This is a genomic window from Clostridium sp. (assembly GCF_022482905.1).
In the GTDB taxonomy this organism is placed as follows: Bacteria; Bacillota; Clostridia; order Clostridiales; family Clostridiaceae; genus Clostridium_B.
The window spans coordinates 548,413-571,224 of the sequence record NZ_JAKVOI010000001.1 but is presented as its reverse complement, the minus strand read 5'-3'; the positions used below and the strand labels follow the sequence as shown (position 1 = coordinate 571,224).

Sequence of the window (22,812 nt, the reverse complement as noted above, 5' to 3'; positions counted from 1 at the left end):
AGCTTTATGATACTGGTATCATACCTGAGAAACCAAGAAAAGCCAGTGCCAGCATTCCTGCAAGAATAAAAGCAATTCCAAGTCCTTCAAGAGGCTTAGGAACATCCGCCAGTCTCAATTTTTCTCTTAAACTTGCCATAAGTATTATGGCAAGAGCAAAACCCATACCACCACCGATAGCATTTACAACACTCATTAAAAATGAATAGTTTGAATCCACATTTAAAAGAGGTACCGAAAGTACAATACAATTTGTTGCAATCAGCAGTAAATAAATTCCCCACATATTGTATAATGCCGGTGCCTGCTTCTTTATTATCATTTCAAGCAGCTGTACAAAGCTTGCAATCAGAAGTACAAATACAACTGTAGTCAAGAATGTTAGATGAAAAGGCAGAAGTACAAAATGATATATGATCCACGCAAATATTGAACTAAGTGTCAAAACCGAAGTAACAGCCATTCCCATTCCAATGGAAGCATTTAAATTTTTTGAAACTCCGAAGAAAATACAGAGTCCAAGAAATCTTGTCAAAACAAAATTGTTTATAAGTACCGAACTTATAAATAATGTAAGATATGCCATTACAATTCACCCCTACTTATCTTTAACTTTTCCTGACGCTGATTGTGAACTTTGACTATTGCAACAAGGTATCCTATAAGTATAAAACCACCAGGCGGCAGAATCATTATAAGCGCAGGATTATACCATGCTCCCAATACTTTAAATCCAAATATAGAACCCATACCGAACAGCTCACGTATAATTCCGATTATGACAAGTGCAAAGCAAAATCCAGTTCCCATGCCAAGACCGTCGAGGAATGATGGAAATATTGAGTTCTTTGAAGCAAATACTTCTGCACGCGCAAGTATTATGGCGAATACAACAACCAATGCCAGATATATACCTAATTTTTTATATAAAAGTGGTGCAAATGCCTGAAGTACAAGTTCAACCATCGTAACTATCGTTGCTATAGAAGTTATATAAACCGGTACACGGACCTTTGCATTTACAAAATTTCTAATTATGGAAACAACCGTATTATTGGCAGTTATTACAAACATTACAGAAAGTCCCATTGTAAGTGCAGTAGCTGCTTCACCTGTTACTGCAAGTGCCGGACAAAGGCTGAGTGCAAGTACAAAGATAGGGTTTTCCATAACTATTCCTTTTTCAAATATGCCCCATAATTCTCTGCCAGTGTATTTTTTAACACTATCTTTCATATTTATTTACCTCCTGTATATTTAGTAACCTCAACTACAGCTTCTTTGACTCCCTTTGTAACAGCCCTTGAAGTTATAGTTGCTCCCGTCATAGCCTGAATATCATCTTTATCCGACTTATCCTTTGTAACCGTAAGATTTTTAGCCGCTTTACCTTCAAACTGTCCTCTAAATGACGGTTCAGCTGCGTTTGCACCCAATCCAGGCGTTTCATTATGTGATACAATGCTGAAATCTATTACTTTACCATCGGGTGTAACAGCTACCAATAAACTTATAGCTCCACCATAACCTTTACTTGATGCTGGAATTACATAGGCAATAGTCTTGCTTCCTTTAACAGCGGAATACCATTCTTTCTTTCCACTTACGGTTTTAAAGCTATCTGCATCCTTTACCAGTTCCTTCATGGAATCATTTTTTATCTGTATCTGCTTCTTTGCAGCTACCGGAGCAGTGAAATAATAAGTAGCTGCAATTACGGCCCCTGATATAAAACAGGCTCCTGCCAAATTTTTGGCAATATTAAAAATAGAAAATTTATCTTTCTCTTTTGCCATAAAATTACCTCCTCGCCTCTGAACCAAATTTAGTCGGCTGAATCAAACGGTCAATCAATGGTGTAACAGCATTCATCAAAAGTATAGAGTAACAAACTCCTTCTGGATAACCACCTTTTAACCTTATAAGTGTAGTTATAAGTCCAGCACCAATTGCAAAAATAACTTGTCCTTTTACTGTTATAGGTATTGTAACCATATCCGTTGCCATGAAAAACGCCCCTATTATAAGTCCTCCAGCCATCATATGAAATATTGGATCACCTGTAAATGCACCATTAGGTCCAAATATCCAGGTCAATATTCCTACAGTAGCAATCATGGTTACTGGAATCTGCCAATTTATATAATGTTTGTATATGAGATATAGTCCGCCTAAAATAAGTAATATGGTAGAAGTTTCACCTATACTTCCATTTCTGGTTCCTATAAATAAAGCCTTGTATAGATTTCCAGCACCTCCAAAAGTTTCTATAAGCTTTGAGTATCCTTCCATCTTCAATATTCCAAGTGGAGTTGCAGAAGATACAACATCTACGCTTGTTGTCATCTTACTCCAGAGGGTCATTGCAGCCGGCCATGAAGCCATAAGAGCAGCTCTTCCTACATGTGCCGGGTTAAATATGTTATACCCAAGTCCACCCATTGAATGCTTTGCTATTGCTATCGCTATAAACGAACCTATTGCTATCATATAAGGCGGAAGCGTAGGCGGTACACACATGGCAAGCAAAAGTCCCGTCAAGAATGCACTTCCATCTTTTATGCTTATTGGTTTATGTCTTACTTTTTCTACGAATATTTCTGACACGACAGCTGCAATTATACTTACTACAATTATTTTTAATGCAGGTACTCCAAAATTATAAATTGAAAATATGGCTGCCGGAGCAAGAGCCAAATTTACACTCCACATTATTTTTGATATAGATTCTTCACATCTTATATGTGGTGATGTTGAAACAGTAAAAACTTCTTTTTTAACTAATTCTGTCTCTGCCATTTTTATAACCTCTCTTCCATCATTTAGCAGCTTTAGCTTCAGCTGCATTCTTAGCCTTGGAATATTTAATGTATTGAACAATATTTCTCTTGGCCGGGCAAGTATATACACAACTTCCACATTCGACACAATCCAAAAGATTATAATCTTCCTTGGCTTCCCTGTATAAATCATTTTCACCAAGTATACTCAGCATACTTGGATTGAGGCCCATTGGACAGGCTTCTATGCATCGTCCGCATCTAATGCAGGGAGATTGTGTACCATTGTTGATATCACTTCTAGTCAATGCGAGTATTCCTGAAGTTCCCTTTATTACAGGAATGTCAAGATTCGACTGGGCAGCTCCCATCATAGGTCCACCCATTATTAATTTTGCAGGATCTTCTGAAAATCCTCCACAGAATTCAATAACGTCCCTAAAGGTTGTACCTATTCTAAGCAGAAGATTTTTGGGTTCTTTTACAGCTCTACCAGTTACAGTTGTTATTCTCTGAATCAATGGAATTCCTCTTTCAACAGCATCACTTATAGCTATAACTGTTCCCACATTTTGTACTACCACTCCTACATCTACAGGAAGTCCACCTGATGGAACCTCTTTTCCAGTCAGAACTTTTATGAGCATTTTTTCAGCCCCCTGAGGATACTTGGTAGGAAGACCCACCACTTCGACATCTGTGCCTGAAAATGCTTTTTTCATATGTTCTATGGCATCTGGTTTGTTATCCTCTATTCCCACATAACATTTTTGAGGTTTTAAAACCTTCATTACTATTTTTATTCCACTTACTATTTTGTCATCATATTCCAGCATTGCCCTATGATCTGCAGTTAAATATGGTTCACATTCAGCTGCATTCAAGATAAAAGTATCTACAGTTTTATCCTTGGGCGGTGATAATTTTACATGTGTCGGAAATGTAGCACCACCCATTCCCACAATACCGTTTTCCTTTATAATATCCATAATTTCACTTTCACTTAAATCTTCAAACTTTCGTAATAGCGGAATCCCTTCCACCCATTCATCTTTTCCATCACTTTTAATGACTATCGTCTGGCACATTCCAAAGCCAGGATGTGGATACATGCCTACATCTACTACTTCTCCAGAAATGGAAGCATGTATATTGCTCGATACAAATCCACCACTTTGAGCAATCAGCTGTCCTTTTTTAACTAAATCCCCTTTTTTTACAACAGGAGATGCTGGAGCTCCAATATGCTGTCTGACGGGTATAAATACTTTATCAGGAATAGGTGCTATTTCAATAGATTTATTCGCTGTATATTTTTTGCTTCCATCCGGATGTACACCGCCTTTAAAACTTTTTATCAACATTAACACCTCTTTCAATAAATTTTGTTACAAGGAAAACCTTGTAACAAAATATTAATTATTTTTATATTCAATTATAGAAATATAAAACAGTTTTATAGATAAAATTAAAGTATGCTTTTAATAACTGGTTTTATAGAATCGTTTTTACCTGCAGATTTATCAAAAATTTTTACATATAAAAGCGATAAAGCAAATAGTACAACTGCACCACCTATTTGAAAGGCCTTTAGTGAACCACCAACTCTCCCATATATCAATGTTCCAATAAGAGCACCGATAAAGATACCAATAAGGGGTAGTATATACACAACAAAAGCTGCTTTTAGCATATTTGTTTCTTCTATTTCAAATGTAACATGTTGTCCAGGTTTAGCCCCAACAGGATTTCTTGCATTGACTACAGAAGCAGCCGAGCCAGGACATGCACCACAGTTTTCACAGTCACTGTGATTGCTAGTCCTAACTTTAGCAATTCCATCTTTTACTTCAATCACAACTCCTGAAGATTCATTTTTCATTTATATTACCTCCATAAATCAGTCATTGTTTTCAAATTTAGCCTTATATCTAATTTATCAATTCTAATTATATCACAAATCGATAAATTGTCATTCTGTATTATTATATTTTTTTACTCTGTATTAATAATTTTTTGACAAAATATTTTCATACCCATAATTAACTTAATCTTAACTTTCATTTTCAATTCGGTACATATAAATTCTTCGATTTTTAGAACAATTATATAAATTATAAAAATATTTACTCCGCAAAACTATTAACAAATTGTGTAATGATCTTGTTATACTTTGTGCACAATATTGGAAAGTATTTGTATGCTAACGTTTTCCAGATAATCTCATATTATCTGTACTATATCGATTTGTTTGTCTGTTATAATACCTTATATCGATATTGTTAAATATACCATTAAGAATTTATAAAAATAGTCTAAGATATCCTCTCAAGGTTACCTTAGACTATTTGTCAAAGTACTTATCTATACAAAATGGAAAATGCCCTGTAAAAATATCATCAAGAAACATGTTCCTGCTTTAAACAACGTTACAGCAAATATATCCTTATAGGATTGTTTATGTGTCAGGCCTGCAATTCCAAGAAGCGTAATAACTGCACCATTATGAGGTAATGTGTCCATACCACCGGAAGCCATAGAAGCCACTCTGTGAAGCAGTTCAGGTGATATACCAGTTTCTGCAGCCCATTGTAAATACTTTTTGGCAAACATATCAAGCGCAATACTCATACCGCCTGAGGCCGAACCCGTAACTCCCGCAAGAACGTTTACGCTAACTGCCTCTGATAAAAGCGGGCTTCCATTTGGGTTTATATTTATCAACGCATTAGCTATAACTCTGAATCCCGGTAATGTTTTTATAACATTACCAAAACCTACTTCTGATGCAGTATTCATAACAGCCAGGAGTGAACCTATCGCCCCGGCATTTATTGTCGCTGCTATATTGTTTTTCATACTTGAAGGATTAATGCAAAATGCAATGATAGTTCCAATTATAAGTGCAATTATAAGCGCCCAGTTATTCATTGAACCAACCAATCCATCTTCAGGAATAGAATAAGGTTTTTGAGTAACCCATGAAATTATATCCCAATTTGGGAAAACTATTTTTTGCAAAATCAAGGTTATCACCAATACCATCACCAATGGAATAAGTGCTTTCCACATGGAAGGTATATTTTTTTCATCACCAGTTACAGGTTCATTAATATGATTTGTTCCATATCCTTCTCCAGCAGCTTGAGCACATCGCTTGCGCCATTCCAAATAGAATATCCCACCTATAAGCAGTACTGATGAGCCAAGTGTTCCAAATATCGGCGCTGCATATAGATCAGTATTAAAGAACTTCATAGGTATGGTATTCTGAATTTGCGGTGTACCAGGAAGTGAATCCATAGTAAATGAAAACGCGCCTAAAGCAATAGTTGCTGGAACAAGTCTCTTTGGAATATCTGCCTCCTTAAAAATAGAAGCTGCAAAAGGGTATACTGCAAAAGCTACTACAAATAGACTTACTCCTCCATAAGTTAATATTGCAGCTGACAGCACTACAGAAAATATAGCCTTGTCTTTTCCAAGTTTTTCCACTATAGTTTTGGCAATGGATTTGGCCGCACCAGATTGCTCCATCGCCTTGCCAAATACGGCCCCCAGCAGAAAAAATGGAAAATATGTCTTTACATAGCTGCCTAGATTAGGCAAAAATATTTCTGTGTAAGTTGGTAAAAGTGCCATTCCTGAAAATAATGCAGCAAGCAGTGCAAAGATTGGTGCAAAGAATATAACTGAAAATCCTTTATAAGCCATAAATATCAATAATCCTAAAGCCAGTATAATCCCTATGACTCCCATTGACAACACCTCCATCAATTTATTAAATTCAACAACAATTACTCATTCAAAACTTTAATCTGAGTTACAAGTTCAGGTATGACCTTGGTATAGTCTCCTACAATGGCAAGGTCAGCCACCTTCATTATTGCAGCATTTTCATCCTTGTTTACAGCCACAATATATCCACTGTCCTGCATGCCTGCCAGGTGCTGTATTGCTCCTGATATTCCAACTGCTATATAGAGTGCCGGCCTTACCGTCTTCCCGGTTTGTCCAACTTGATATGCCTTGTCTATCCAGCCATTGTCAATAGCAGCTCTGGAACCACCTACAGTTCCCTCAAGCACATCTGCCAGTTCCTTCAGAACTTCAAAGCCTTCCTTGCTTCCAAGCCCTCTTCCTCCGGATACAATTACCTTTGCTTCTCCAATGTCCACTACATCCTTCGCAAGTTTCACTACTTCCTGTACCTTTATCCTTATGTCGTCCTCTGAAACATCTGCGCTCACCTTTTCTATCCTGTCAGCCTTCACATCGGCTTTCTCAAGTTTATCGAAAACCCCCGGCCTTACTGTTGACATCTGCGGTCTGTGGTCCCCGCAAACTATTGTTGCCATAAGATTCCCACCAAAAGCCGGTCTTGTCATCATGAGATTGTTCGTCTCCGCATCTATGTCGAGTCCGGTACAATCGGCTGTAAGTCCCGTAACGAGTTTGGCTGCCAGTCTTGGTCCCAGATCTCTTCCAATGAAGCTTGCACCTATAAGTACTATTTCCGGTTTTTTCTCTTCTACAAGGTCTGCAATTACCTTTGTATATCCGTCCGTAGTATAGTGTTTCAATAGCGGACTGTCTGCATACAGCACCTTGTCTGCTCCATACGCAGTCAATTCTTCTGCGGCATCATCTATATCGCTTCCGAGAAGTACTGCAGTCAGATCAACCTTTAATTTATCTGCAAGTTCTCTTCCTTTTCCCAATAATTCCAGAGCTACTTTTTGAAGTTCACCGTCTCTCTGTTCAGCAAATACCCATACACCTTTGTAGTCTGCTATATTCATTACGAATCCCCCCCAATTAAATAACATGCTTTTCTCTTAATTTTGAAATTGCATATGCTGCTGCTTCTTTTACCGGCTTGTTGACAATCTCTCCTGCCCCTCTTGCTTCTTTTGTAGCTGATCTCTTTACCTTCGTAGGAGAACCTTTAAGTCCAAGACGCTCCCTGTCAACTTCAAGATCGGCAGCGCTCCACACTTTTACTTCCTTGTTGAAGATTTTAAATATATTCTTCATATGCATATATCTTGGATTGTTCAATTCTTTTATAGCAGTAAGCAGTACCGGCGTATTGACTTTCACTGTTTCATACCCGTCTTCCCATGCTTTTCTAACTGTAACCGTACTTCCATCCACATCGACCTTTTCTACATAAGTTATCTGCGGTATTCCCAGAAATTCTGCTATTTCAGGTCCAACCTGTGCGGTATCTCCGTCTATTGCCTGTCTTCCTGCAAAAATTATATCGTAGTCCAGTTTCCTGAGTGCTCCTGAAAGTGCATATGCTGTGGCGCAGGTATCTGCTCCTGCAAAAGCCCTGTCAGATATGAGTATTGCCTCGTCTGCACCCATTGCAAGTGCTTCCCTCAGTGCCGACTCTGCCTGGGGTGGTCCCATGCTTATTACTGTAACCTTTCCACCTGTTTTTTCTTTAATTGCAATTGATTCCTCAAGTGCATTCTTGTCATCTGGATTTATTATCGAAGGAACACCTTCTCTTATAAGCGTTCCTGTCTTTGGATCTATTTTGACTTCATTTGTGTCCGGTACCTGTTTTAAACAAACAACAATATTCATTAGGCGTTCCTCCTATTTAAATATATTTCCTGAAATGACCATTTTCTGTACTTCCGAGGTTCCTTCATATATTTCAGTTATCTTTGCATCTCTCATCATTCTCTCTACTGGATAGTCCTTTGTATATCCATATCCTCCAAAGAGCTGTACAACCTTTGCTGTAGTCTCCATGGCAACATTTGCTGCCATAAGCTTGGCTCTTGCTGCATCTACTGTATAGGATACATGTGCATCCTTGCTCAATGCTGCCTTGTACACAAGGTATTTTGCAGCCTGTATTTCAGTATCCAGATCGGCAACAGTCCATGCCAGCCCCTGGAACTTGCTAAGTGATCTTCCAAACTGTTTTCTTTCTTTCATGTATTCAACTGCTTCCTCCAGGGCGCCTTCTGCTATTCCAAGTGCCTGTGCTGCTATACCAATTCTTCCTCCATCAAGAGTCTTCATTGCTATTCCAAAACCTTTTCCTTCTCTTCCTACAAGATTCTCCTTTGGAACTATACAGTCCTCGAATATCAGCTCCGTAGTTGATGATGCTCTTATTCCCATTTTGTTTTCAAGTTTTCCTATTGAAAAACCCGGCATTCCCTTTTCAAGTATGAATGCTGATATGCCATGATTTCCCTTGCTCCTGTCAGTCATTGCAAATACCACGAATATGTCTGCAGCTCCACCGTTTGTTATGAATATTTTCTGACCGTTCAGTATATAATGGTCTCCTTCAAGTACAGCCAGGCTCTGCTGTCCGGATGCATCCGTACCTGCATTGGGTTCTGTAAGTCCAAATGCACCTATCTTTTCTCCCTTTGCAAGGGGAACCAGATATTTCTGTTTTTGTTCTTCCGTGCCGAACTGTTCGAGAAGCGATGCACAGAGCGATGTGTGTGCCGAGAGTATGACTCCCGTTGAGGCGCAGGCCTTGGAAAGTTCTTCCACAGCTATTATATAAGACAGGGTGTCTCCACCTGCCCCGCCATATTCCTCCGGGAAAGGTATCCCCATCATGCCGTATCTGGCCATCTTTTCTACTGTTTCTCTTGGAAACCTTTCTGTCTCGTCTATTTCGGCAGCCAGGGGTTTGACTTCATTTTCTGTAAATTCTCTTACCATTTGTTTTACAAGTTCCTGTTCCCTAGTCAATGTAAAATCCATTCATTTTACCTCCTTATATCTTTTAATTGCACATTTTTTGAACTGTATCACGCAGTTGTCACTTTCCCGGGAAATTCTCCGGAGGATTTTCCTATTTCTATTCCTACAAGCCCTTCTTTAAATATTCTTTCATCCATTGTTTTTAATTTTTTAGATATTACCGGTTTAAAATTCATATGAGCCAATACATCATTTTTCAAGTCTATTCCCGGTGCAATTTCTTCCAGAACCAGTCCTTCCTTGCCCAGTCTAAACACTGCTCTCTCAGTTATATACAGGGCCTGCTGTCCCATAGTCCTTGCATATTTTCCACTGAATGTTATCTGTTCTACAGCATCAAGAAATTTATTGAATTTTCCCTCTTTTTCTATATCAAGTCTTCCATCTCCTACTTTTACTTTCAATCCTCCCGCCTTAAAAGTTCCGCAGAACACAACTTTTTTTGAATTTTGCGTAATGTTTATAAATCCTCCACACCCTGCTATCTTTGGTCCGAACTTGCTTACATTTATATTTCCACTTTTATCACACTGTGCCAGTCCTAGAAACGCTACATCAAGCCCACCTCCATCATAAAAATCAAACTGGCTTGCCTGATCAAGTATGCTGTGGGGATTGGTCGATGCCCCAAAGCTTTGTCCTCCTGCCGGCACTCCCCCCACTCCACCGGACTCTATAGTCAAAGTCATTTCATCTGCAATTCCCTCCTCATTGGCAACTGCAGCTATACCTTCAGGTATACCAATTCCAAGATTGGTTATTGAATTAGGAACTAGCTCCATAGCTGCTCTCCTTGCTATAACTTTTCTTTCATTTAAAGGTATGGACGGCAATGAATCAGATAAAAACCTAACTTCACCTGAATAGGAAGGATTATAATATTCTTCAAATGTCTGCATACGATTTTTAGGATCAGCTACAACCACTGCATCTACATATATTCCGGGAATTTTGACTTTCATAGGATCAAGAGAACCTTCGGCTACAACACTATCGACCTGAACAATTACTATTCCACCAGAGTTTTTAGCTGCTTGTGCCATAGCGGTTGCATCCAATACAGCAGCTTCCTTTTCCAAAGTTGCATTCCCAAATGCATCCGCATAGGTTGCTTTTAAAATTGCGACATCTATCGGTATAGCTTTATAGAACAAGTATTCTCTTCCATCTATTTTTATAATTTTCACTATATCTTCTTTAGTAACTTCATTGAGTTTGCCGCCTTCAATTCTAGGATCTATAAAAGTCTGCAGACCGACATGAGTTATTGTTCCCGGCCTTTTTGCAGCAATGTCCCTATATAGTTGTGATATTACTCCCTGAGGTATATTGTAGGCTTCTATTTTATTATCAATGGCCAATTTTTGGATTTTGGGCTCCAATGCCCAATGCCCAGCTACTACCCTCTTCACCAGCCCTTCATGTCCAAGATGATTCAAACCTCTGCTGCCACTATCTCCCTGTCCTGCAGCATTCATCAAGGTTAAATTGTGTGGTGAATGATCTTTTAAATATCTATCCTCTATTCCTGATATAATATATTCTGGAAATGCACACCCTACGAAGCCTCCTACTGCAACAGTATAATTATCTTTTATCAACCCAATAGCCCTGTCCCTAGACATTACTTTTGACTTCATGCTGAATCAATCCTCCTTCTATGAATAAATTAATTAAATTGCAGTACTATTTATAGCAAATAGCATGCCAAAATATAGAATGGCTCTATATAAACGTTTGCAAAATACAAGAATCAAATGTGTATATTATATTTACATTTGATTCTTGTATTTTCATGACAAACATCCCATCCACTAAATTACAGCCAATGTATACTTTTCTTACATGTACATATACTTTACTATAAAATATCAACTCAATTTTTCAGATGGTATTCCTCTATCTTTTTATATAATCCAACCCTGCTTATTCCAAGCATATTGGCTGTTCTATTTTTATTCCAGTTGGTTTTGTTTAGGCATTCTAAAATGACCTCCTTCTCCACTTCTGATACTATGCTCTTTAAATGCTTGCTGCAATTATTATATTTTATATACTTTTTTATTTTTTTATTGGTAAGTCTCTCCGGAAGGTGTTCCGTTTTTATAATAATATCTGAATCAAGAAGATCAATAGCTCTTTCAATAATATTTTCAAGCTCTCTTACATTACCTGGGAAATCATATTTTATAAGACATTTAATAGCCTCTCTTGATATTCCCTCTACATATATTCCTAATTTATTTGCTATTTTAATCCTCAAATTGTTGGCCAGAACAGGTATATCTTCTTTTCTTTCTCTCAAAGGAGGCAGTACTATTCTCATGACATTAAGCCTATAATAAAGATCTTCTCTGAATTTTCCTTCTCTTACGCTGTCTTCAAGATTCTTATTTGTAGCTGCAATAATTCTTACATTTATTTCTTCTATTTTATTGCCTCCTACCCTCTCAATTTCCCTATTCTGAATTACTCTAAGAAGTTTAACCTGCATATGCATTGGCATATCACCTATTTCATCCAAAAATATTGTTCCTCCATTGGCCAATTCGAATTTTCCCTTTTTACCTCCTTTCTTAGCTCCAGTAAAAGCTCCTTCCTCATATCCAAACAATTCAGATTCAAACAATTCAGATGGAATAGCTGCACAATTTATCTCTACAAAAGGCCCTAGATACCTTCCACTGGCATTATGAATTCCATGGGCAAAGAGCTCCTTGCCAGTACCACTTTCACCTGTTATAAGTACATTTGAATCAGTTTTCGCTACTTTTAATGCAAACGATTTTACTTCACGTATTTTAGGAGAATTACCTATAATATTTTCAATTGAATATCTTGCTTTTCTCTCTTTTCCAAGTTCATTTTTGTATGTTTCAATTTCTTTTTCTAGACTATTCAATTTTTTGCTCAAAGTATAAAAATCCCCAATATCCTTGAATATCACTTTACCTACAGCTCCCACAATCTTTCCATCCTCCTTAATTGGAACACGTGCTGCAATCATCCTATTGCCATTTATTTTTTGAATATCTCCTATCTTTACATTTCCACTTTTTACAACCTCATGCAGCTTGGTGTTTTCTATTACATCGCTTACATTTTTTCCTTCAGGATCGGAAGTGCAACCAAGAAACTCTTTGTATGCCTCGCTCATCATAGTTATAATACCATTCTCATCTACTAAAACTATACATTCGTTAAGCGTATTTATTATAGTATTTATTACATTTATATATATTTCATTATCTGCCAACTTCTTCTGAATTTTCTTATGGTCAGTTATATCCTGAAAAATTGCCACTGCTCCACATACTTTTTCTTCAATAACTATAGCAATTCTGCTGATCATAAACTCCCTGTCATTGGTGAAAAATTTTTTGTTGAGTTCATTTTTCCCGGTTTTTAACACCCTGTTTAACTTGGTTTCTGGAATAATAGTTTCTATATGCTTTCCAATACTTTTTTTAGAATCAATGGATAGCAATTCTTCCGCCCTAGTATTAGCTGTAATCAGCCTTCCTCCTTTATCTACTACTATCAAACCCTCATTGACATTTTCACTTATCGCTTTAAAACATTCTTTTAAAAACATATATCTCACTCCCATAAAGTTTTATTTGTTATCATAAGTACCAAGATATATTTTAGTATATAAATCCATACAAAAAGTCTTCCTACAATATATTATATTAAACAATAATATACATATTGTAGAAAGACTTCCAGAAAATATATATAAAGTTAGTTGGTTGGCATATTAAATAACATACATTTGTTACTTATTAACAGGCGGCATAACAAGCGCCTCTCCTTCTATAACAGTTTTATCAAGCTGATTTGTACAAGTTGTTTTTAATTTAATCCTATTTTTAGAAATATTTATATCTATAACTTCAACTTCCGCCTTTATTGTATCACCAATATGAACCGGTGCAGTAAATCTAAGCTGCTGTCCCATATAAATGGTTCCGGGCCCCGGCAAATGCATTCCAAGACATGCAGAAATAAGTCCTGAAACCAATATCCCATGTGCAATTCTACCTTTGAACAATGTATTTTCCGATCTCACCTGATTTACATGTGCAGGATTTAAATCTCCAGTTATCCCGGCAAAAAGGTATACATCAGTTTCAGATATAGTCTTCTCTACAGATACCTTGTCTCCTATGTTTATTTTATCAATAGTCAGACCCTCCATAATTAACTACCCCCTCATTTTATTGAATACTTTTAAGTACCTTTCCACATATTATTCAAGCAACAACCATGCCATACAGCAATCCACTGTTTTTAAAGAACTTTTTAATCGATATGCTGTTAATTAATTATACGATTTATAACCCCCCTGCCAAATACAAGCATTTTGTGGACCTGCATATTCAATTTACATGTATATATTATTTACACCTTGAACTATGAGAAATTATTATATTATAATAAAGTATCAACATATAAAGGTGATTTTATGGATAAAAACACAAAAAACTTTTTCAGAAAACTATGTAAATATTGCTTGGATAATTACACTATATCAAACAGCGGCCCCATTATATCCTCCCTGATATATTTTCTGTGCAAATCTCTGGATATTGATGCAATGGCAGTTAGAGGTCTGCTGACTATACACATAGATGACAACTATAGTAAAAATTTTGCACATTGTTTTAATGTCTATAATGGAATTATAATAGATGCCAGCATATATCAATATGCTCTTATAAACAGACGGATAGCGCATCTTGTTCCAATGTACATAGTTGAAACTATACCTTATCATATAGAATACACTGTCTACGAAGAGATATCCGAAGATTATCGCTTCAAATTTTCTCACAAATTTTTAGAAAACCTAATTGACAAAGTTGAATCTATGAATGAGGATGATATTTATCCAGAAGGATTTGATATTATAGAAGATTCCCGAAAACAAAACTTATTTTATTACCGTTGATTTAAAATTATACTCAAAAATAAAGAAACAGCTAAATTTATCTTTTATGCTGTTTCTTTAATCATATCAAACTATCATTTTAAAATGGAAATTTTAAAATTTTTCTCACCTTGATTGTATTTGAGGTTTTCAATGGACTGCTGTAAATTTTTTTACCGCCCTTATATATACATATTTTGCCTACGCTACTTCCTTTTTGTATAGTTGAAACTATCTTTTGTGGTTTTACAATCTTAAAAGTATATTTACTGCTTGAATCAACAGGTACTATTATATCCTCTGAATATTCAAGCTTCAGCTTCTTTCCTTTAATATTTAACTCCACAGCCGTATCGCCTTTGGAAAATAACTTTTTGAATTCATATTTATGATTTACATACTCATCTATTTTTTTAGTTTCTTTCCATCTTCCAGGACAATTCAGAACTACTATTATAACATCATTACCCTTTATATTGACGGATGTAACAAGGCATTTACCTGCTTTCCCCGTATATCCTGTCTTTACACCATTTGCCCCGGGGATTTCCCATAAGATCTTGTTTATATTGTGATAGCTCCGTGTAAATCCATTTTCTGTATTATCTATATCTTTAGAACTTACAATATCATTGAACACCTTATTTTCCTTTGCCTTGCTCGCAATAACAGCCAAATCATATGCAGTAGAGTAGTGCTCATCCTTGTCAAGTCCGTGAGGAGATTGAAAATGTGTGTTTAAAACCCCTATTTCACTGGCATATTCATTCATGAGTTTTACAAATTCCTCTACATTTCCACTTATCCCCTCTGCAATAGCTATGGCTGCATCATTACCGGAACGAGTCATAAGCCCACATATCAACTCTTTTAATTTTATTTTTTCACCCTGCCGGTATCCTACAGTGGATCCTCTTATACCTGAAGCTCTCTTTGATATTTCTATTTCTCTATCTAAATCGCCATATTTCAGTGCAACCAATGAAGTCATCATCTTTGTAGTACTTGCCATAGGCACAAGTTCGTAGGCATTTTTTTCAAACAGGACTATTTTTGATTCGGAGTCTATTGCAACTGCACACCTTGCATCCACGTTCAGGCTGTCTGCATAGTCTTTACTTTGTGCAAATGCACTAATATTGCAAATATCAACTATTATAAGAGATATCAATATCAATCTGAAATACTTTTTTAAGTTTTTACTCATTCCAGTTCCTCCTAATTGATATATAAATAATATTGTCTCGTTAATATTTTTTACTAAAACGCTCAAATTAACCCTTAAATTATTGCCATGCGAGTATATATTTTCTAATTCGGTCCATAATTATTAGTATAAAATAATATGCTTTAAAAGGAGGAACTGATTACCTTCTGTTTTGTAAATTTTGATTGTAATCATAAACTATAATGTTTGTTTTTCTTGTTATGATATCTGTAATTGCAGCGCTGTTTATTCCTATACCCTTGAAAATTCGCTTCACCTATGAAAATAAAAAAATCTATATAAATTTTTTTAACATAGACATACTAAATAAATTTACTTCAAACAAGAAAAAATTCAGGTTGAGATCAAATAAATCAACCAGGAATTTATCCTATACTATAAAAAAAATCAAATCGATTATTGAATATCTTCTAAATTCAAGGTCAAAATTTAGAATTGACATAAAGATAAATATTTTATATGGCCTTGATGATGCGGCTGATACGGCCATCTTATATGGGATGCTGCATTCGTTAACACCAATTTTGTTTGTTCTTGTTTCCGGATTATTCAAAATAGAAAAGAATCAGGTTGTTATAACTCCATATTTCAATAAAAATTACTTTAAAATAGAAACCACTAGTATAATTTACATAAGTGTTGTAAAAATTATATATATAATTATATTTCTAGCTGTAGAAAATTCAGGATTTAAAAGTTCAAAATCTACACCTAGTAAAATATAGATTTCAATTCAAAATTCATAAGGAAGTGATTTTAATGGATGGTCATCCTATAGAAAATTTATTAAAGAGCACCATGGAAAATCTTAAAGACATGATAGATGTAAACACCATAGTAGGAGATGCCGTAGAGTCAAAGAACGGCTCACTGGTAGTTCCAATTTCAAAGGTATCTTTTGGTTTCGCTTCAGGTGGAAGTGAATTTGATACAAGCAAAAATGACGAATCAAAATCAAATTATCCATTTGGCGGAGGTTCAGGAGCTGGTGTAACAGTCAAACCTGTAGCTTTTTTAGTTACAAAGGGGGATTCAATCAGACTTTTATCATTAGATCAACATAATACCTATGATAAAATAGTAGATTCTGTTCCTCAGATAATGGAATTCATAAAAGAAATTGTATGTTCGAAAAAAAGCAGGAATAAATCTAAAACAGATGATGGTTCTGACGATTTTGCATCTGGTATTTAAATCATTCGCCTCCAAAACATATTATAAAAGGAAATTTAATATAGAGAATCTTTCCTCCATATTAAATTTCCTTTTTATTGTATTTTAATAATTTACCCGTATAAGCCAGAATTTTATATTCTTGTCATTCCATCCAAGATCCCAGGGTACTTTATCCCTGTCCGTGTTATGGCATGTAACTAGTGGGTATCCTTTAGAATCAAGCCCCGTTACCATGGAAATGTGAGTTACGTCACCTTTTTTTTCGTAGGCTACAAAATCACCGGGTAAAAGTTTGTAGGATAACTTATATATCTTTTCATAGCTTCCATGTGCTATAACTGACGCCCTTCCGCTATATACCATGTAATCCTTAAATCCATCAGCATTCAGCCAAGCTCTTGTTGCCCCCTTTTTATCATAACTCCATGCAGAGTTTTTTCTGAATTTTCCTCCCTCAAATAGTATTTGGGATGCAAAATTAGCACAATCTCCACCCTTAAAATTATAATTTCTATATTTCTTATTATAACTATATCCATACTTTTCTTCAGCAGCCAATCCACAATATCTATCTGCATATTCAACTGCGGATTTTCTTCTCTGATTCAATGACGATATATCTTTAGGCTTTTGTGACAGTATATATTGTTTTATTGAATCCACTTTCAAGTTACTTATTTTAAGGGAATCCGCAAATGGATCCTTATACCACTCTTTTGTTATAATCCACTGATTATCTTTTCTGACAATATTCAGTACATGAGAAGTCCCAATTCTGAACATATTTATTTCCCCTGGATTATCATTATAACAATATCTATATTGTGTAGAGCATATCAAGTTTACTGAGAGTTTGCCGTCGCTTTTTTCACGTATTCTTCTTATTACAATTTTAGGTGTTATATCTATAAATTTTATTCCCTGCTTTTCCTCCCAGTTTTTAATGTACTTCATCTTTTTTTCTTCATATTCATAAGCCCATGTACCATATTTGGTGTTTTTATCATAAATACCTTCTACCAATTTTAGATTTCCATTCAGTATAGCCTTGTTTCTGTCAACAAATATTTTCTGTATTTGAGTTTTTATCTCATCTCCATTGTACATTTCATGAGATTCCATGGTCTCTGCCGTATATGAGACTAAATTTAGAAATAAAAATACTATAATACATATATTTATAAATTGGAAATTTATCTTTATCACATGAAATTTCATGGCACTATCCCTACCTCAACAATTTATTTGACTGATAAAGATATTATCTCCAATTAGAAATAAATTCACTCTGTAAATTCTACCCAAGCACGGCATCAATTTTTTGAATATAATCTTTAATCTTACTGTTTTCACATGGACTTCCTGAATACCATTTATCACCTGAATTATTTGTTTTTCCAAAATATCTTGCCTTGAATATTATTTCAGGCCTGTATTCAAAATGCAATGTATCAAAATGGCTCCATTTTCCACCCCATACAAAATTATTTTTTTCAAACGCATTCACAATTTCTTGGGGATAGGCCTTTATTCTGGCACTTCCTTCTGATTTATCAACCCATTTCCAATAATCCCTTCTATCTCTTGCCAGGTCTATGGCAATTCCAAAGGAATGTGGACTTCTGATATTTGTACCGGATATGTTCCTATAATTGAAAGTACCACTGCATGGGAAAAGAGAATTTGAAATATTTGAATTTCCCTCAGCAAGTGGAAGAATCTCCTTTACTGCATTTTCAAGAGATCTTGCCGCCCCATTGTTTCTATTAAATTGAAATCTCCTGTAGCCCAAATCCGCCATTTGGAGATTTGATTCAACTTCGTTTTTGGAATCACCATACAATTCCTTTAAAATCGGATACACTCTCAATCTGCCTGGATCAACATTCTTATCCATAACTCCATTAATTTTACCCAATGGGTACTTCTGTTCCATCATATCCTGTACGTCCGTGTTGAATAATTTTTCATCAAAATTTTTTTCCTTCTTATCATCATATAGAATCTTATTTCCGGATTTCATTATAATATATACATTTCCTCTATTATCCTTTTCGATGTTTTTAATATACTCAGGATATGCCATCATAAGGCATAGTATGTCCTGCTTCATCACAATATTATATTCATTGGCATTTACTGCTTTTACCTTAAAGGAAAATAAAAACATAAATGCAAGTATAAATGCTATCTTTTTCATAAATCATCACCCCGTTTAAATTTTCCCTTATATCTTTTCTTAATAAGAGAAAATTTATACACGGGAGTAATCAACTTATAAATTGAATTTTTTAATTATATCTTTAAGTACATTTGCACTATTCCTGTTTTCAAGTGCTGCTGAATCTATATCTTCAATTTTTTGTGATATGTCGTTGCTTTTTTCAGATATATGCTGTATTTTTCCTGCACCGTCACTTACTGTCTTGGCCATTTCATTTATTGCCTTTACTATGCCCTCAATAGATGCATTCAATTCCTCGGATACAGCGCTGAAATCAATCATGAAGTTATTTACTGTTTGGGAATCTTTACTGTATTGAACTGCTACATCATTTAATTTATCATAATCTTTAATAACTGTATTTTCAATAAATCCCAACACACTGTTTGAACTTTCCACCAGCTGACTTACAGATTTTTCAACTATAGCTACTATGTTCTTTATGTTGCTGGCTGTTTCTCCAGATTGTTTGGCAAGCTCTTTTACCTCTTCCGCAACTATGGCAAATCCCCTGCCGGCCTCTCCTGCCCTTGCAGCTTCTATCGAAGCATTCAGAGCCAGTAAATTTGTCTGCTCTGTTATATCAATTATTGCCCCAGTAAGTTGGCTTATTTTATTTACGGATTTACTTCCCTGAATTGCCTCTTCCAAGTCGGACTTTATACAGGCATAGATATTATTTGCCTGGTTCTGCGAATTACTTGAAGATTGTTTAAGACTTTCCGCTCTCTTTTCTATATTCTCAGAAGTTTTTGATCCTTCCTCTGCCCTATTGGCCATTTCATTTACAGCATTACCCATCTCTCCTGAAGATGCGGCAATTTCCTCTGATGTAGCCGAATTTTCCTGCATCCCTGCAGATATATTTTCAGTCTGCTCCAGTGTTTCATCCAGATATTCTTTTACTTCCACTGTCAAGTTGTTCAAAAACGCTGCATTATTGTTGATTTTTTCTGAAACCAGCATGAGTGAATTTACGGATTTTCTAAGAACAGATCTCATGGATACTATAGCCCTATACATATCTCCTATCTCATCTTTGTGATTTAGCAGATGTCTATATTTATCGGATTCATATATTTCACTTAAATCCAGCTTTGAAGTTCTATCAATTATTTTTGTAATTTCTCCCATAGGTCCGGTTATTTTTTTAGATAGAATAAATCCTACTATTATAGCAGCTAGTGCCAGTAAAAACATCATTGCTACAATTATAAATGTTACCTTTCTTGCACCTGAAATTACAGCATCCCTATCTGCTGAAAGTACAAATGTCCACCTTACATTTGGTATAAAATTGAAGTAGGCCATTTTATCTTTCCCATTGTATTCATAGTCGATATAGCTTAATTTTGTCTCATTTGCATTTTTTATATTATTTATAAATGTTTTTACAGTATTATTTTCTATCGGCTTGCCTATTTTATTGCTTTCAGGATGAAATATCATATTACCATTTTCATCCACCAAATAAGCATAACTGCCCTCTGTACCGGTTACAGTAAGATTTTTGAATGGATTTGAAAAACTTTTTGCGATAACTGCCGTAGCAAAATATCCACATGTTTTACCATTTAGTCTAACCGGATTTGTAAATATTATTATCTGTGCTCCTGTAGATTTGGAAGTCATTGTCTCACTTATTATATCCTTGTCTTTCAAAGTTTCACTGTTGTACTCCCTATCACTTATATTTGTATTTATGAGATGGCTGTCGCTGTCAGCTATTATAGTCCCGGTTTTATCCACAATAAAAGCATGTTCGAGATTTCCTTGTTCTTTAACGTACTGTACTAATTCAGAACTAACTGCCTGCACTGATTTTTTATACGGCTGTGAGTTATATGAATTTTCCCTTAAATTGAGAAGGTCATAAACTGATTTTTTATTTGACATACCTTCAACTTTAACTTTTTCTTTGTCTATGGTGTCTTCCAAAGTACCAGTATAGCTTCTTGTTAACGATTGCATTTCAATTTTGCTGTTATTGTATAATTTAGATGATGTCTGACAGTATACCAGTGTAGATGCAACTATCATTGTCACTAAAACAAGTGCCCCTATAAATATTGGTATTTTCCTTTTTATGCTCATTTTAATCCAGCCCCCTATAATAGTTATTAAGTCTATATTTATGTTATCGTTTAAAAACTTTAAAAATTAACCATTTCATTGTCGAATATTAAGTAAGCCTCTACGATTGGCTGTAACTTCCCTAAAATATTATTGACTTTAGCAGGCGCTATAATTATAATTAATCTCAACAGCTATTATACTGGAGGTGATATGCAAATATGGTAAAAAAAGTCCACATTTTTTTTGATTTCGTATGTCCTTTTTCTTTTCTGGGAATATACAAATTAGAAAATGCCGTACAAAATACCAATGCAAAAATAATATGGCATCCCTATGAACTGAGTCCGGGTTCAGAAGATACACTTGATCCAGTTAAAGACATTGAAAAATTCAAATCCATAAAAGAGATTATCCTCCCATCTGCAGAGGAACTCGGAATTTTCATTAAATTCCCCGATATTTCCCCATATCCACATACTACTATAGCCTTTTATGGTATGCAGTATGCAAAAGAAATGAATTTAGAAACACAATATATCGAAAAAGTTTTTTCAGCATTTTTTCAGGAAGGTAAAAATATAGGCGACAAAGACGTATTGGAAAACATTGCAGCAGATATAGGTTTGGACAGACATAAATTCAGGGATGCTTTAAAATATAAAAGATATATTGAACTTCACGAAAAAGCACTAAAATATTCTTATGATAAAAATATTTCTATAAATTTGATACCGACCTATGTTATAGGAGAAAAAATTCTTGAAGGTGAAGTCAAACTGGATGATCTCAAAACTGCAATTAATGGTTAATTAATTTAAAAAGATGATGTGGCAATATTATTCCACATCATCTTATATTATCTTATATATGGCAGGATGAGTTTTATAAGATTTTCTATCAATTTCAGTTCTTTTTGGGAACATTTCTTCAACAAAAAATATAAATTATCTTCACAATTTTCATCCATAAAGTTAATGTATTTTTCTTTGCCCTCATTAATAAAATTTCTGCCGTTTATATTGGAACTTCTGCCGTATATTAAATAATCAGTTGTAATATGAAGGGAGTTAGCTATTTTTACTAAAGTTGAAAGACTCATCTGTCTCTCTCCTCTTTCAAGTTGTCCAACATACAACGCAGAAAGATCTATGATTTCGGCAAATTTTTCTCTTGTAAGCTTCAGTGCCTCCCTTTCCTTGCGCATTCTCCAGCCTATGGCTCTTTTGTCAATATCTAGCGGTTTATTTGTCAATTTGCGTTCACTCCTGTCTTAACCCTATTAAGATAACTTTATACATAACACTCAATTACATAAATAAGCTGTTTGCAGATAATTAATAATTGCAAAAAGCATATATATTGTGTAAAATTGTAATTATTGATATACAGGCATTAAGATTGTAGAAGTATACTTATAACTAAATGGAGTGTTTTTATGAATAGTGAAGAAATTTATAAATTAAGAGATTATTTACACATGTTGATTTCCAAGAATGCCGATTACAGTGAGATACTCAAATCAAGTAAAGAGCTGGATGAAGTAATACTTAAATTTTATCGTGAAAATTTAAAGGAAAAATCCATAGAGACTGATAATCCAAAATAAGCAGTTATATCACATAACTGCTTATTAAATCAAAATTTA

General features: G+C 35.1%; 23 protein-coding genes. 5 read left to right on the top strand and 18 right to left on the bottom strand.

Going from position 1 to position 22,812, the window contains the following annotated elements; genetic code table 11:
• Positions 1-4: 4 nt before the first annotated feature.
• The 13 genes from LKE46_RS03050 to LKE46_RS02990 form a co-directional block, all read right to left on the bottom strand.
• The gene (locus tag LKE46_RS03050; protein ID WP_291718334.1) at positions 5-586 is read right to left on the bottom strand and encodes an electron transport complex protein RnfA; all 582 of its coding nucleotides are present in this window, start codon (positions 584-586) and stop codon (positions 5-7) included.
• The gene (gene rsxE, locus LKE46_RS03045) at positions 586-1,236 is read right to left on the bottom strand and encodes an electron transport complex subunit RsxE (RefSeq protein WP_291718332.1); all 651 of its coding nucleotides are present in this window, start codon (positions 1,234-1,236) and stop codon (positions 586-588) included. Before rsxE ends, LKE46_RS03050 begins: the two co-directional genes overlap by 1 nt.
• 2 nt (positions 1,237-1,238) lie before the next feature.
• A complete protein-coding gene (locus LKE46_RS03040; protein ID WP_291718330.1) occupies positions 1,239-1,796 on the bottom strand; it encodes an RnfABCDGE type electron transport complex subunit G in 558 nt (185 codons plus the stop codon).
• Between the two features lie 4 nt (positions 1,797-1,800).
• Positions 1,801-2,799, bottom strand: coding sequence for an RnfABCDGE type electron transport complex subunit D (locus LKE46_RS03035; protein WP_291718328.1), 999 nt, complete (start codon positions 2,797-2,799; stop codon positions 1,801-1,803).
• 19 nt (positions 2,800-2,818) lie between these two features.
• The gene (gene rsxC, locus LKE46_RS03030) at positions 2,819-4,141 is read right to left on the bottom strand and encodes an electron transport complex subunit RsxC (protein ID WP_291725538.1); all 1,323 of its coding nucleotides are present in this window, start codon (positions 4,139-4,141) and stop codon (positions 2,819-2,821) included.
• Between the two features lie 107 nt (positions 4,142-4,248).
• Positions 4,249-4,662 carry a SoxR reducing system RseC family protein gene (locus LKE46_RS03025; RefSeq protein WP_291718326.1) on the bottom strand — a complete coding sequence of 138 codons (414 nt, stop codon included), beginning with the start codon at positions 4,660-4,662 and terminating at the stop codon, positions 4,249-4,251.
• 482 nt (positions 4,663-5,144) lie between these two features.
• Positions 5,145-6,539, bottom strand: a complete 1,395-nt coding sequence (locus LKE46_RS03020; protein WP_291718325.1) for a GntP family permease — start codon at positions 6,537-6,539, stop codon at positions 5,145-5,147.
• Positions 6,540-6,577: 38 nt separating this feature from the next.
• On the bottom strand, positions 6,578-7,582 hold the full coding sequence (locus LKE46_RS03015) for an electron transfer flavoprotein subunit alpha/FixB family protein (protein ID WP_291718323.1): 1,005 nt from the start codon (positions 7,580-7,582) through the stop codon (positions 6,578-6,580).
• A gap of 16 nt (positions 7,583-7,598) precedes the next feature.
• The gene (locus LKE46_RS03010) at positions 7,599-8,378 is read right to left on the bottom strand and encodes an electron transfer flavoprotein subunit beta/FixA family protein (RefSeq protein WP_291718321.1); all 780 of its coding nucleotides are present in this window, start codon (positions 8,376-8,378) and stop codon (positions 7,599-7,601) included.
• Between the two features lie 12 nt (positions 8,379-8,390).
• On the bottom strand, positions 8,391-9,530 hold the full coding sequence (locus tag LKE46_RS03005; protein WP_291718319.1) for an acyl-CoA dehydrogenase: 1,140 nt from the start codon (positions 9,528-9,530) through the stop codon (positions 8,391-8,393).
• Positions 9,531-9,577: 47 nt separating this feature from the next.
• Positions 9,578-11,170: an acyl CoA:acetate/3-ketoacid CoA transferase gene (locus LKE46_RS03000; protein ID WP_291718317.1), complete on the bottom strand. Its 1,593-nt coding sequence runs from the start codon at positions 11,168-11,170 to the stop codon at positions 9,578-9,580.
• Positions 11,171-11,406: 236 nt separating this feature from the next.
• Positions 11,407-13,125, bottom strand: a complete 1,719-nt coding sequence (locus LKE46_RS02995; protein ID WP_291718315.1) for a sigma 54-interacting transcriptional regulator — start codon at positions 13,123-13,125, stop codon at positions 11,407-11,409.
• Positions 13,126-13,308: 183 nt separating this feature from the next.
• Positions 13,309-13,731 carry a MaoC family dehydratase gene (locus LKE46_RS02990; RefSeq protein WP_291718313.1) on the bottom strand — a complete coding sequence of 141 codons (423 nt, stop codon included), beginning with the start codon at positions 13,729-13,731 and terminating at the stop codon, positions 13,309-13,311.
• Positions 13,732-13,998: 267 nt separating this feature from the next.
• On the opposite strand from LKE46_RS02990, the gene LKE46_RS02985 reads away from it, so the two are divergent.
• Positions 13,999-14,484: a hypothetical protein gene (locus LKE46_RS02985; protein ID WP_291718311.1), complete on the top strand. Its 486-nt coding sequence runs from the start codon at positions 13,999-14,001 to the stop codon at positions 14,482-14,484.
• 79 nt (positions 14,485-14,563) lie between these two features.
• On the opposite strand, the gene LKE46_RS02980 is transcribed toward LKE46_RS02985, so the two are convergent.
• Positions 14,564-15,670 carry a D-alanyl-D-alanine carboxypeptidase family protein gene (locus tag LKE46_RS02980; RefSeq protein ID WP_291718309.1) on the bottom strand — a complete coding sequence of 369 codons (1,107 nt, stop codon included), beginning with the start codon at positions 15,668-15,670 and terminating at the stop codon, positions 14,564-14,566.
• A gap of 203 nt (positions 15,671-15,873) precedes the next feature.
• Between LKE46_RS02980 and LKE46_RS02975 the strand changes: the two genes are divergently transcribed.
• Both LKE46_RS02975 and ytfJ read left to right on the top strand, forming a co-directional pair.
• Entirely contained in the window at positions 15,874-16,416 is a 543-nt protein-coding gene (locus LKE46_RS02975) for a DUF2953 domain-containing protein (protein WP_291718307.1), read from the top strand.
• Positions 16,417-16,450: 34 nt separating this feature from the next.
• Entirely contained in the window at positions 16,451-16,885 is a 435-nt protein-coding gene (gene ytfJ, locus LKE46_RS02970; protein ID WP_291718305.1) for a GerW family sporulation protein, read from the top strand.
• 84 nt (positions 16,886-16,969) lie between these two features.
• Here the strand turns inward: ytfJ and LKE46_RS02965 are convergent, their stop codons facing one another.
• The 3 genes from LKE46_RS02965 to LKE46_RS02955 all read right to left on the bottom strand — a co-directional run bounded on the left by LKE46_RS02965 (position 16,970) and on the right by LKE46_RS02955 (position 21,185).
• On the bottom strand, positions 16,970-18,085 hold the full coding sequence (locus LKE46_RS02965) for an amidase domain-containing protein (protein ID WP_291718303.1): 1,116 nt from the start codon (positions 18,083-18,085) through the stop codon (positions 16,970-16,972).
• Between the two features lie 79 nt (positions 18,086-18,164).
• Positions 18,165-19,067 carry a M15 family metallopeptidase gene (locus LKE46_RS02960; protein WP_291718301.1) on the bottom strand — a complete coding sequence of 301 codons (903 nt, stop codon included), beginning with the start codon at positions 19,065-19,067 and terminating at the stop codon, positions 18,165-18,167.
• 75 nt (positions 19,068-19,142) lie between these two features.
• Positions 19,143-21,185 (bottom strand): methyl-accepting chemotaxis protein, encoded by a 2,043-nt coding sequence (locus LKE46_RS02955; protein WP_291718299.1) that lies wholly within the window; start codon positions 21,183-21,185, stop codon positions 19,143-19,145.
• A 200-nt stretch (positions 21,186-21,385) separates the two neighbouring features.
• Here LKE46_RS02955 and LKE46_RS02950 point away from each other — a divergent pair, with 200 nt between their 5' ends.
• Positions 21,386-21,976, top strand: a complete 591-nt coding sequence (locus LKE46_RS02950) for a DsbA family oxidoreductase (protein ID WP_291718298.1) — start codon at positions 21,386-21,388, stop codon at positions 21,974-21,976.
• Between the two features lie 47 nt (positions 21,977-22,023).
• Here LKE46_RS02950 and LKE46_RS02945 read toward each other — a convergent pair whose 3' ends face one another.
• On the bottom strand, positions 22,024-22,371 hold the full coding sequence (locus LKE46_RS02945; RefSeq protein ID WP_434735206.1) for a helix-turn-helix domain-containing protein: 348 nt from the start codon (positions 22,369-22,371) through the stop codon (positions 22,024-22,026).
• Between the two features lie 231 nt (positions 22,372-22,602).
• Here LKE46_RS02945 and LKE46_RS02940 point away from each other — a divergent pair, with 231 nt between their 5' ends.
• Entirely contained in the window at positions 22,603-22,773 is a 171-nt protein-coding gene (locus LKE46_RS02940; protein WP_291718294.1) for a Spo0E family sporulation regulatory protein-aspartic acid phosphatase, read from the top strand.
• Positions 22,774-22,812: the final 39 nt, after the last annotated feature.

Coding starts and splice junctions, on each gene's coding strand:
- LKE46_RS03020 (WP_291718325.1), bottom strand. CDS start 6,539: ATGGGAGTCATAGGGATTATACTGGCTTTAGGATTATTGATATTTATG.
- LKE46_RS02940 (WP_291718294.1), top strand. CDS start 22,603: ATGAATAGTGAAGAAATTTATAAATTAAGAGATTATTTACACATGTTG.
- LKE46_RS02965 (WP_291718303.1), bottom strand. CDS start 18,085: ATGAAATTTCATGTGATAAAGATAAATTTCCAATTTATAAATATATGT.
- LKE46_RS02995 (WP_291718315.1), bottom strand. CDS start 13,125: ATGTTTTTAAAAGAATGTTTTAAAGCGATAAGTGAAAATGTCAATGAG.
- LKE46_RS03035 (WP_291718328.1), bottom strand. CDS start 2,799: ATGGCAGAGACAGAATTAGTTAAAAAAGAAGTTTTTACTGTTTCAACA.
- rsxE (WP_291718332.1), bottom strand. CDS start 1,236: ATGAAAGATAGTGTTAAAAAATACACTGGCAGAGAATTATGGGGCATA.
- LKE46_RS02950 (WP_291718298.1), top strand. CDS start 21,386: ATGGTAAAAAAAGTCCACATTTTTTTTGATTTCGTATGTCCTTTTTCT.
- LKE46_RS02955 (WP_291718299.1), bottom strand. CDS start 21,185: ATGAGCATAAAAAGGAAAATACCAATATTTATAGGGGCACTTGTTTTA.
- LKE46_RS02980 (WP_291718309.1), bottom strand. CDS start 15,670: ATGAGTAAAAACTTAAAAAAGTATTTCAGATTGATATTGATATCTCTT.
- LKE46_RS02990 (WP_291718313.1), bottom strand. CDS start 13,731: ATGGAGGGTCTGACTATTGATAAAATAAACATAGGAGACAAGGTATCT.
- LKE46_RS03005 (WP_291718319.1), bottom strand. CDS start 9,530: ATGGATTTTACATTGACTAGGGAACAGGAACTTGTAAAACAAATGGTA.
- LKE46_RS03025 (WP_291718326.1), bottom strand. CDS start 4,662: ATGAAAAATGAATCTTCAGGAGTTGTGATTGAAGTAAAAGATGGAATT.
- LKE46_RS03050 (WP_291718334.1), bottom strand. CDS start 586: ATGGCATATCTTACATTATTTATAAGTTCGGTACTTATAAACAATTTT.
- LKE46_RS02945 (WP_434735206.1), bottom strand. CDS start 22,371: ATGCGCAAGGAAAGGGAGGCACTGAAGCTTACAAGAGAAAAATTTGCC.
- LKE46_RS02960 (WP_291718301.1), bottom strand. CDS start 19,067: ATGAAAAAGATAGCATTTATACTTGCATTTATGTTTTTATTTTCCTTT.
- LKE46_RS03040 (WP_291718330.1), bottom strand. CDS start 1,796: ATGGCAAAAGAGAAAGATAAATTTTCTATTTTTAATATTGCCAAAAAT.
- LKE46_RS03015 (WP_291718323.1), bottom strand. CDS start 7,582: ATGAATATAGCAGACTACAAAGGTGTATGGGTATTTGCTGAACAGAGA.
- LKE46_RS02975 (WP_291718307.1), top strand. CDS start 15,874: ATGTTTGTTTTTCTTGTTATGATATCTGTAATTGCAGCGCTGTTTATT.
- ytfJ (WP_291718305.1), top strand. CDS start 16,451: ATGGATGGTCATCCTATAGAAAATTTATTAAAGAGCACCATGGAAAAT.
- LKE46_RS03000 (WP_291718317.1), bottom strand. CDS start 11,170: ATGAAGTCAAAAGTAATGTCTAGGGACAGGGCTATTGGGTTGATAAAA.
- LKE46_RS03010 (WP_291718321.1), bottom strand. CDS start 8,378: ATGAATATTGTTGTTTGTTTAAAACAGGTACCGGACACAAATGAAGTC.
- LKE46_RS02985 (WP_291718311.1), top strand. CDS start 13,999: ATGGATAAAAACACAAAAAACTTTTTCAGAAAACTATGTAAATATTGC.